The 11,021-nt window shown below is 55.7% G+C and carries 11 protein-coding genes; all 11 read left to right on the top strand.

Going from position 1 to position 11,021, the window contains the following annotated elements; translation table 11 throughout:
- Positions 1-181 precede the first annotated feature (181 nt).
- Entirely contained in the window at positions 182-1,006 is an 825-nt protein-coding gene (locus CIK87_RS08805) for an ATP-binding cassette domain-containing protein (protein WP_022310217.1), read from the top strand.
- 16 nt (positions 1,007-1,022) lie between these two features.
- Positions 1,023-1,865: a hypothetical protein gene (locus CIK87_RS08800; protein WP_144008160.1), complete on the top strand. Its 843-nt coding sequence runs from the start codon at positions 1,023-1,025 to the stop codon at positions 1,863-1,865.
- Between the two features lie 10 nt (positions 1,866-1,875).
- The gene (locus tag CIK87_RS08795) at positions 1,876-2,691 is read left to right on the top strand and encodes a hypothetical protein (protein WP_144008159.1); all 816 of its coding nucleotides are present in this window, start codon (positions 1,876-1,878) and stop codon (positions 2,689-2,691) included.
- Between the two features lie 13 nt (positions 2,692-2,704).
- A complete protein-coding gene (locus CIK87_RS08790; protein ID WP_094386865.1) occupies positions 2,705-3,067 on the top strand; it encodes a GntR family transcriptional regulator in 363 nt (120 codons plus the stop codon).
- A gap of 26 nt (positions 3,068-3,093) precedes the next feature.
- On the top strand, positions 3,094-3,804 hold the full coding sequence (locus CIK87_RS08785; protein ID WP_094386869.1) for an ABC transporter ATP-binding protein: 711 nt from the start codon (positions 3,094-3,096) through the stop codon (positions 3,802-3,804).
- A 16-nt stretch (positions 3,805-3,820) separates the two neighbouring features.
- Positions 3,821-5,080, top strand: a complete 1,260-nt coding sequence (locus tag CIK87_RS08780; RefSeq protein WP_094386864.1) for an ABC transporter permease — start codon at positions 3,821-3,823, stop codon at positions 5,078-5,080.
- Positions 5,081-5,111: 31 nt separating this feature from the next.
- A complete protein-coding gene (locus CIK87_RS08775; protein ID WP_094386863.1) occupies positions 5,112-6,359 on the top strand; it encodes an ABC transporter permease in 1,248 nt (415 codons plus the stop codon).
- Positions 6,360-6,399: 40 nt separating this feature from the next.
- Positions 6,400-7,518 carry an efflux RND transporter periplasmic adaptor subunit gene (locus CIK87_RS08770; protein ID WP_094386862.1) on the top strand — a complete coding sequence of 373 codons (1,119 nt, stop codon included), beginning with the start codon at positions 6,400-6,402 and terminating at the stop codon, positions 7,516-7,518.
- Between the two features lie 22 nt (positions 7,519-7,540).
- Complete coding sequence (locus CIK87_RS08765) at positions 7,541-8,869, top strand: TolC family protein (RefSeq protein ID WP_094386861.1); 1,329 nt, start codon at positions 7,541-7,543, stop codon at positions 8,867-8,869.
- 22 nt (positions 8,870-8,891) lie between these two features.
- The gene (locus CIK87_RS08760) at positions 8,892-9,695 is read left to right on the top strand and encodes an RNA methyltransferase (protein ID WP_094386860.1); all 804 of its coding nucleotides are present in this window, start codon (positions 8,892-8,894) and stop codon (positions 9,693-9,695) included.
- A gap of 80 nt (positions 9,696-9,775) precedes the next feature.
- Positions 9,776-10,657 carry a patatin family protein gene (locus CIK87_RS08755; protein ID WP_094386868.1) on the top strand — a complete coding sequence of 294 codons (882 nt, stop codon included), beginning with the start codon at positions 9,776-9,778 and terminating at the stop codon, positions 10,655-10,657.
- Positions 10,658-11,021 lie beyond the last annotated feature (364 nt).

Genomic DNA, 11,021 nt, shown 5'->3' with positions numbered 1-11,021 from the left:
ACGCGGGGGTGGTGAAGATGGGTTTAAGGGTGCCAAGTGTTAATATTGTGTTAAATACGGAAAATAATAGGGTGATGTCTTTGTACTTTGGAACTTTCAACATACCTTTGCAGTGTACTACTACAATGGTACACTGAAACACGATAAACTCGGTAACGATAAAACAACTGATATTAAGGATATGATACAAGTCAACAACATCAACTTCGCTTACCCTGGCACCAAGCACAAGGTATTCGAGCACTTCAGCCTCCAGCTGAAAGAGAACAACATCTACGGCCTCTTGGGCAAGAACGGCACGGGCAAGTCTACCCTGCTCTATCTCATCTGCGGCATGCTGCGCCCCTCCGAGGGTGAAGTGCTGGTAGACGGGAGCAACTCCTGTCTCCACCATCCTGAAATGCTGAGCAACATGTTTATCGTGCCCGAAGAGTACGACCTCCCCCACATCCGGCTGAGCCATTATGTCAAAGTCAATAGAGGGTTTTATCCCAACTTCTCACAAGAAGTACTGGACCAGTGTCTTGCTGAATTTGAGCTCAATGGCGACCCCAATCTCGGCCAGTTGTCCATGGGACAGAAGAAGAAGGTATATATGAGTTTTGCCCTTGCCACCGGCACGCGTCTGCTGCTGATGGACGAGCCTACCAATGGTCTGGACATCCCGTCCAAGAGTCTCTTCCGCCGTGTGATAGCCCGCCACATGACTCCCGACCGCACCCTCATCATCTCTACCCATCAGGTTCACGATGTAGAGTCGCTGCTCGACCACGTGGTCATACTCGACCATAGCGAGGTGCTGCTCGATGCCTCGATAAGCGACATCTGCCAGCACTACCGCTTTGAGCAGCGCCCCACCAACGCCGACGACAGCGACGTGGTCTATGCCGAACCCAACCTCCAGGGCTGCGCCGTGATAGCCCACCGCGAGGAGGGCATGGCAGAGACCCCCGTAGACCTCGAACTGCTGTTCGATGGTGCCATCAATCACAAACTATTCATCTGAGTTCTCCCCCACCATTATGACTACCCATAACTTCAGCCTCGACAGGCTATGTATGCTGCTCCGCTGGAACTGGACCAACAGCCGGCGCCAGACACTCCGCATCGGCATGATACTCTCTGCCTTCTTGGGCGTAGCGTACACACACATGCTAAACCTCGTACAGCGCAGATACATCTACGCCAACGACATAAGCAGACTGCCCGACATAGTGGGCACGTTTGCCATCGCCGGCGCGTTAAGAGTTCTTCCGCTATTCCTCTGCGCCATGGGCACCCTCATCTTCAGCAACATGGAGACCAAACCCATGCGCGAGCACTACCTGATGCTGCCCGCCAGTGATGCAGAGAAATTTGCCACACGCTTCATCCACATCACTCTCGGCAGCGTGCTCACATTTGCCGTCGCCCTGGTGGCGGGCGATGTCATACAGTTTGCCCTCGGCTTTATCTTCCATCCCGACATCCACCATTCGTGCCTATGGGACATGATACGCTGCTTCATCACAGGCAGCGGCAACCAGCAGGTGGCAGACATGCTGCTCTTCCGAGGCAACATTGCTGCAATGACAATCGCCTACAGCGGACTGCTGTGGTTGCACTCCTACTGCACCTTGGGCGGCACCCTCTTGCGCCGCCATCCCACAGCCTGCGTGGCATTGAGTCTGATGTTGCTCATCACAGCTGTCAATACGGCAGCCATATTCGACATTTTTCCGAGAGTTCTCTCCCCCAATCCGACGGTCGGCGTGACAATTGCCGTGGCCGCAGTACTAATCGGGCTGAGCATAGCCAACTACGTAGGGTCCTACCGCATCTTCAAGCGTATGCAGATAATCTGCAACAAGTTTACCAATCTCTAATGAACAATATATGACAACATTCGCTCCCAAACGCATGGCGATGGTGATAATGAACGACATCGCCCAAACCCGAAACGAGCTCATCAAGATATTCACCGTGACGGTCATCGCCATGATCATACCCTTCATGCAGATGAGCAAACTGATAGACCTGCGCATGCACCATCTGCCCGACGACGCCACGGCGGAAGAGATGCTCACCTACGCCGGCAGCTTCGGCATCTGCTCGGTATTCCTGATGGTCGTGCTGGTCGGCGCCACATTCATCTTCCGTTCGTTCAGAACCAGAGCCACACGCATAGCATTTCTCATGCTGCCAGCGTCCAACGCCGAGAAGTACATGGCACGCATGGGCTATGTCACCCTCGGCATAATGCTCACTGCAGCGATGGCCATCGTGGTGGCCGACATCGCCCAGTATCTCATCAACCTGATAGTCTATCCCGGCTTCAGGCAGTCGTTTATAGTGATGGCTGCAAGCAGCGATTTCCAGCCGGCGATAACCATCAACACCGACCACTATACGCTCAAGAGCGAGGGCTGGGTGTTCTGGCTTGGCTTCGTCTGGGCTCATTCGTGCTGTCTGTTGGGTGGAGCCATATTCCGCAAGCACGCCCAGCCCATCATGTGCATCTTCTTCGTTGTCCTCCTGGGCATCGTGGCCTATATGATGGGTACGGCAGACCACTCCTACTATATCAGCCTACGCTGCATCAACACGGTGTTCCCCACCCTGTTTGTGTCACTGGCCATCTTCAACCACATCATGGCCTACCGCATATTCTGCCGGCTGCAGGTAGACTGCAACCGAATGACCAATCTCTAAAGACACAACGATTATGACATTCAACAACGACAAAGCCATATACATACAGATAGCCGAGCGTCTGAGCGACGAGATACTGGCCGACCAATATCACGAGGACGAGCGCATACCCAGTGTGCGCGAGTATGCCGTGCTGCTCGAGGTCAACACCAATACCGCCGTCAAGGCGTATGAGCTGCTCGCGGCAGAAGGCGTAATCTACAACAAGCGCGGGCTGGGCTACTTTGTCTCTCCCGGCGCCAAGGAGCAGATACAGAAGACCCGCAAGCGCGAGTTCATGAAAGAGCGGCTGCCCGAAATGGCGCGACAGATGTCGCTGCTGGGCATCTCTCTCAACGAAGTAAGCGACGAGTTGGCCAGTCTGCTCAATCGCTAACCCCCTCAACCCTCAAAGACATTATGATGATACAACTCAAAGATGTAAACAAGACCTACCAGGGAGCCCTGCCGCTGCACGTGCTCAAGGGCATCGACCTCAATATCGAGCGGGGCGAATTTGTCTCCATCATGGGAGCCTCGGGCTCAGGCAAGTCCACCTTATTAAATATATTAGGCATCCTCGACAACTATGACTCGGGCGAATACTGGCTCGGCGGAGTGCTCATCAAGAACCTCAGCGAGACGCGTGCTGCCGAATACCGCAACCGCATGATAGGATTTATCTTCCAGTCGTTCAACCTCATCCCCTTCAAGACCGCGGTGGAAAACGTGGAGCTCCCACTGTTCTATCAGGGCGTGGGAAGACGCAAGCGCCACCAATTAGCGATGGAGTATCTGGAGCGGTTGGGGCTGAGCCAGTGGGCCAACCACTACCCCAACGAGCTGTCGGGCGGTCAGCGCCAGCGTGTGGCCATAGCCCGTGCGCTCATCACCAAACCGCAGATTATACTCGCCGACGAACCTACCGGCGCCCTCGACTCCAAGACCAGCGTGGAGGTAATGGACCTGCTCAAGGAGCTCCACGAGCGCGACGGCATGACCATCGTGGTCGTAACCCATGAGAGCGGCGTGGCCAACGAGACCGACAAGGTGATACACATCAAGGACGGCGTGATAGGCAGCATCGAAGACAACAGCGACCACCACCTGGTGGCCAAGGACTATGTGAAATAACCTGACAACAAGCATCATGCGCGAACTAATCAAGGAAATATGGAGCACCTCCAAGCGCAACCGGCTGCGCACAGCGCTCACCGGCTTTGCCGTGGCATGGGGCATATTCATGCTGATATTCCTGCTGGGCGCGGGCAACGGTCTCATCAACGCCCAGATGGAACGGAGCGAGAAGTATATCACCAACTCGATGGTGGTGATGCCCGGCTACACATCGAAGGCGTACAATGGCCTGAAGGAGGGACGGGAAATAACCCTCAACGACAGAGACCTGGCGATTACCGGCGACAACTATACCCAGCATGTAGACCACGTGGGCGGAGTGCTGAGCCAGTACGGTGTCACCGTAGCCTACGGCGAGAACTATGTGGCGACCCAGAATTTCGTCGGCATCTACCCCACCCACGTGAACATCAACAAGACCGAGATGCTGGCTGGCAGGTTTATCAACGAGCCTGACTTCAGAGAGCGCCGCAAGGTGGTGGTGCTCTCACGCAGTCAGGCCAAGGAGCTCTGTCATGACTATCGGTCGCTCATCGACAAGAATGTCAACATCAATGGTCTGGCGTTCAAGGTGGTGGGCATCACCAAGGACGACGAGTCACGCAAGAACAACGAACTCTTCACCGCCTTCACTACCCTGAAAGCCATCTATGCCAAAGGCGACAATGTGGGCAACATCGAGTTCTCCATCAAGAACCTCAAGACCAAGGAGGACAACGAGAAGTTTGAGACCAACTACCGCGCCAGCACCAATCTGCGCCACCAGGCAGCCCCCGACGACGAGCAGGCCCTCTGGATGTGGAACCGCTATACCGACAGTCTGACCATGGCCCAGGGCATAGGCATAATACGCACTGCGCTATGGATAGTGGGCCTGTTTACGCTGCTGAGCGGCATCGTGGGCGTGAGCAACATCATGCTCATCACCGTCAAGGAGCGCACCCGCGAGTTTGGCATACGCAAGGCCATCGGAGCGCGCCCGAAGGACATACTGAGGCTCATCATCGCCGAGAGCATCATCATCACCTCTGTCTTCGGCTACATCGGCATGCTCTGCGGCATACTGACCAATCTGTATATGGACGCCACCATGGGCCACATGGTGATGGACTCAGGCATATTCAGGGCCACGATGTTTGTAGACCCCACCGTGGGGCTCGACGTGTGCATCAAGGCCACCCTGACCATCATCATCGCCGGAACGATAGCCGGTCTGATACCCGCCATCAAGGCTTCGCGCATCAGGCCCATCGAGGCGCTGAGAGCCGAATAGACAACCGATTACACAACTCTACAAGACCAATATGCGATTAGACTTAGATACATACAAGGAGATACTCGACACCATCACGCGCAACAAGAGCCGCAGTCTGCTCACGGGCTTTGGCGTGTTCTGGGGAGTCTTCATGCTCATCGCGCTGAGCGGTGGCGGACAGGGGCTCAGGGAAATGCTGCAGAACAACTTCGCGGGATTTGCCACTAACGCGTCGGTCATCTGGGCACAGCCCACCACCAAGGCATACCGGGGCTTCAACAAGGGCAGGGAATGGAGCATGGACACCAAGGACATCGTAAGACTGCGCCACCAGGTGCCCGAGCTCGACGTGATAAGCCCCATGATTTTCGGCGGACGCCGCACCACTACCCGGGGCACCAACACCTTCAGCGCATCGACCATGGGCGTCACCCCCGACTATGCCCGTGTGGCTGCACCCACACTCTACTATGGCCGCTATATCAATGACATCGACATGAAGCAGGAGCGCAAGGTGTGCGTGATAGGCAAGCAAATCTACAAGAACCTCTTTCCCGAAGGAGGTGACCCCTGCGGCAAGACCATTCGTGTAGACTCGACCTACTACCGCGTGGTGGGCGTCAACTACAGTTCCGGACATGCGGTAAACTTCGGCGGCAGTGCCGAAGAGACCATCACGATGCCCGAATCGGTGCTGCGCAAGGTCTACAACCGTGGTACCGCCGTAGACCTGATGGCTGTAACGGGCAAGAAGGGCGTGGTGATGAGCACCATAGCCGACCGCATGCGCACCACGCTGGCACGCGCCCACTCCATCTCGCCCGAAGACACCGAGGGCGTCACCATATTCAATACCGAGATCATGTACGCCATGCTGGAGAGCCTGTTCCAGGGCGTGAACTTCCTCATCTGGCTCGTGGGCATAGGCACCCTCGTCTCGGGTGCCATCGGTGTGAGCAACATCATGATGGTGACCGTCAAGGAGCGTACCGGCGAGATAGGCATACGCCGCGCCATAGGAGCCACGCCCAAGATGATACTCTCGCAGATCATCGCCGAGAGCATCGTGCTCACCGCCGTGGCGGGCATGAGCGGCATACTCTTCGGCGTGAGCATACTCCAGCTCGTGGAGATGGCTTGCACCACCGACGGCATGGTAATGGCCCACTTCCAGATAGACTTCTGGACAGCCATCCTCTCTACCATGGTGGTATGTGCCCTCGGCGCGCTGGCGGGTCTGGCTCCGGCATGGAGAGCCATGAGCATCAAGCCCGTAGACGCCATGCGCGAGAACTAAAAGCATCACAACAACGTAAACAATAAAAGAAAGAACAAATATGAAAAAGTATTCCAAACTGATTGTGGCAGCGGTAATCATACTGGTGTTTATCGCTACCTTCGTGTTTCTCTATCAGAAATCACAACCCGCACCCATCGAGTACAGCGAGCTGACGCCTGTGACCACCGACATCATGAAGACCACAGTGATAACAGGCAAGATAGAGCCACGCAACGAGGTAAACGTAAAGCCCCAGATAAGCGGCATCATCAGCGAAATCTACAAGGAGGCAGGCCAGTATGTGCAGGCCGGCGAGGTGATAGCCCGCGTCAAGGTGATACCCGATATGGGCCAGCTGAGCAGTGCCCAGTCGAGGGTAAGGCTGGCGGAGATTAACCAGAAGCAGGCGCAGGTGGACTACTCGCGTGAAGAGAGTCTCTACAAGCAGAAACTGGTGAGCGCCGACGAATACGACAAGATAAGACAGACGCTGCACCAGGCCAACGAGGAACTCAAGGCGGCACAGGACGCACTCGAGGTGGTGCGCGACGGCGTATCGCGCAGCAACGCCAAAGCCAGCTCGACGCTGATACGCTCTACCATCTCGGGAGTGATACTGGACATCCCCGTCAAGGTGGGCAACTCGGTAATCCTGGCCAACACCTTCAACGACGGAACGACCATAGCCACCGTGGCCAATATGAATGACCTCATCTTCAGAGGCAACATAGACGAGACCGAGGTGGGCAGTCTGGTAGACAACATGCCGATGAAGATAACGATAGGCGCGCTGCACGACCTGAGGTTTGACGCTACCCTCGAGTACATCTCGCCCAAAGCCACAGAGAACAACGGCGCCAACCAGTTTGAGGTAAAGGCTGCCGTGCACAGTATCAAGAACGGCAAGATACGCTCGGGCTACAGCGCCAATGCCGAGATAGTGCTGGCCGAAGCCAAGCACGTGGTGTCGATACCCGAGAGCGCCATAGAGTTCAGCGGCGACTCTACCTTCGTCTATCTCATCAAGGGCACAGGCAAGGACAAGACCTATGAGCGCCATGCCGTGGTGACCGGACTGAGCGACGGCGTGAACATCGAGGTAAAGAAGGGACTCTCGCTCAAGGACAAGGTGCGCGGCCCGCAGATTATAGCCGACGCAGCCGGCAACGACGAATGATAACCCATAAAAGACAACGAGTATGACGACAAGGATAATCATGGCAGTGGTCGCCGCCTGCATGGGCGTAGGCACTGCGCAAGCACAGCAGGCGTGGACGCTGCGCCAGTGTGTGGACTACGCCATAGCCCACAACATCAGCGTAAAGCAGATGCAGAACACGCGCGAGTTGCAGGCTCTGCAGCTGAATACCGACAAGAACAGCCGTCTGCCCGACCTCAACGGTTCGGCAGCCCAGAACTTCTCGTTCGGCCGCGGACTCACGGCGCAGAACACGTATGAGAACAAGAGCACATCGAGCACATCGTTTACGATAGGGTCGACCGTATCGCTCTTCGACGGCTTCCGCACACGCAACACCATCAAACTGAGCCAGCTCAATCTGGACGCTGCCGATGCCGACCTGGACAAGGCGCGCAACGACCTGAGCATGAATGTAGCAAAGGCTTACATCGAGGTGCTCAATGCCGCCGAGGCCATGACCGTGGCGCAGCGCCAGGTGTCTATCGACTCGATGCAGGTGGTAAGGATGCAGGGCTTTGTGGACAACGGCAAGGCAAGCGTGGCCCAGCTGGCTCAGCAGAAAGCCACAATGGCACAGAGCCAGCTCACAGTGACCACCGCCGCCAACAACTACCAGATGGCGCTGCTCGCACTGTCGCAGTTGCTGGAGCTGCCATCGCCCGAGGGTTTCTCCATCGTGCGTCCAGACATCGAGCGCATAACTCCCGCGCCAGGCAACATCGCCTCGCCCGAAGCCATCTTTGCCGAGGCTATGGCGGTGAAGCCCGAGGTCAGGGCACAGCAGACCCGCGTGGAGGGCGCCGACTACAACATACAGATAGCCAAGGCTGCGCGCTATCCCCAGCTCAACCTCAACGGCGGCTTGGGCAGCAACTACTACAAGACGAGCGGTTACGAGGCAGACGGATTTGCCAAGCAACTCAAAAACAACTTCAGCCAGTATGTAGGACTGAGTCTGAGTATCCCTATCTTCAACCGCTTTGCCACGCGCAACAACATACGCCGCAGCGAGATAAACCGCGACACCGAGCGGCTGAAGCTCGACGATGTGCGCAAGTCGCTCTACAAAGAGATACAGCAGGTATACTACAACGCGCGTGCTGCCGAGAGCAAGTATGCCAGTAGCCGCGAAGCTGTGGCAAGCAACGAGGAAGCCTTCAAGCTGACCCAGGCAAAATATGAGAACGCCAAGGCCAGCATCACGGAGTTCAACGAGGCCAAGAACAATCTGCTCAGAGCGCAAAGCGAACAGATTCAGGCGCGCTATGAATACCTCTACCAGACCAGTCTGCTCAACTTCTACAGCGGTAAGGCACTCGATTTCTAATCTTTATCCCACCATCAGCATTATGCCTATCATCAACATCACATCACTCGACCACCCCGGAGTGGAAGTCTTCAGCAGCCTCACCGAGGCGCAGTTGCGGTCGGGGCGATACACCGACAAAGAGATATTCATCGCCGAGAGCCCCAAGGTAATCCATGTGGCGCTCAATGCGGGCTATCGCGCCACAGCCCTGCTCTGTGAGCGGCGCCACATCGACGGCGATGCAGCAGCAATCATCAGTCGCATCGGCGACGAGGTGCCTGTCTATACCGGCGACCGCGACCTGCTCGCATCGCTCACGGGCTATACGCTCACGCGGGGAGTGCTGTGCGCCATGGAGCGTCCGGCTCTGCCCACGATAGCCGACATCTGCCGCACGGCACATCGCATCGCGGTCATTCACGGCGTGGTCGACACCACCAATATCGGCGCCATCTTCAGGTCGGCAGCGGCATTGGGCATCGACGCCATCGCGCTCACCACCGACTCGTGTGACCCGCTCAACCGCCGCTCGGTGCGCGTGTCGATGGGTTCGGTGTTTCTCATCCCCTGGACATGGATTGAGGGTAGCGTGCAACAGCTCAACGACTACGGGTTCAAGACCGCAGCGATGGCGCTCACCGACCGCTCGATAAGCATCGACGACCCGCGGCTGCCCGAGGTGGAGCGGCTGGCCATCGTACTGGGCACCGAAGGCGACGGACTCCCCCACACCACCATCGAAGATGCCGACTACGTGGTGCGCATCCCGATGTCGCACCAGGTGGACTCGCTCAACGTGGCTGCCGCCTCGGCTGTGGCGTTCTGGGAGTTAAGAAAACGGTAACGGCGATAGTTTTCTGGGCATTTGTTACACATTTACGGGGTAAATGTGTAACTTTGCACACAGATATACGTTAGATGATTATGACAATAAACGACAAGACAGGACTGGTATTGGAAGGAGGCGGCATGCGCGGCGTGTTTACCAGTGGTGTGCTCGACGCCTTCATGGTGCATCAACTCTATTTCCCTTATGCGGTGGCGGTCTCGGCTGGTGCCTGCAACGGCATGTCTTACTTCAGCCGCCAACTGCGTCGTGCGCGCATATCCAATATCGACTTTCTTGCCCGTTACCACTATGTAGGGCTGCGTCATCTGCTTACGCAGGGTTGCATCTTCGACCGCAAGCTACTCTATGATGCCTTCCCCAACGAGCTGATACCCTTCGACTTTGATACATACTTCCAGCACTCGGCCAACTTTGAGATGGTCACCACCAACTGTCTGACTGGGCGCGCCATGTACCTCACCGAAGACCACGACCGCCAACGTGCGCTCGACATCGTGATGGCGTCGAGCAGCCTGCCCTATGTGAGCAAGATGGTCACCGTCGACGGCATCCCCATGCTCGATGGCGGCATCGTCGACAGCATCCCCCTGCGCCGCGCCCAGGAACGCGGGTATGAGAACAACGTACTGATACTCACCCGCAACCGTGGCTACCGCAAGAAGGGTCGTGACCACAAGATTCCCCATTTAATCTACAAGAACTACCCTCGTCTGCGCGTAGCCCTAAGCCGCCGCATAGAGGTGTATAATGAGCAGTTGGCATACGTGGAGCAGCTCGAAGATGCAGGCCAGGTGGTCTGCATCCGTCCCGAGCGCCCCTTGGAGGTAGACCGCATAGAGAAAGACACCAACAAGCTCGAATCCCTATACGAAGAAGGCTACGCCTTAGGCGATAAGTTCTGCAAGGAGATGAAGCCCCTCCCCAACCCTCCCCAAGGGAGGGCACTGAAAAACTAAAACCCACTATCAAATTGAAAGTTGATGACGGAGAAATAGCTGTTTTACCCTTTATCATCTGTCTATTTTAGCCTTATTTTAGGCGATTTGCAGAAAGAGAAGTTACAAATCGTAAGCATTTTCCGTTTTGGTCATAAAAAAAGGGGACTTTTTCAGTGCCCTCCCAAGGGACGGGAGTTCAATCGTAATGAGGCTGTTCTGCATTAACCCAAATCGGTCATTAGAAAAAGTTTCTTGTCATTTTCTAATGACCGCCATTAGAAAAACAGCTTTGTATATGCTTGATTTATAAATATTTACTAACTTTACCACGAAAAAAAGAATATACTCCGATGCGAAACTGTGACATAAAGTTTGTAAATAA

It is taken from the genome of Prevotella sp. P5-64 (assembly GCF_002251285.1).
Taxonomy (GTDB): Bacteria; Bacteroidota; Bacteroidia; order Bacteroidales; family Bacteroidaceae; genus Prevotella.
Note: the sequence above shows the minus strand (reverse complement) of the source record. Positions and strands in the feature narration are given on the sequence as shown.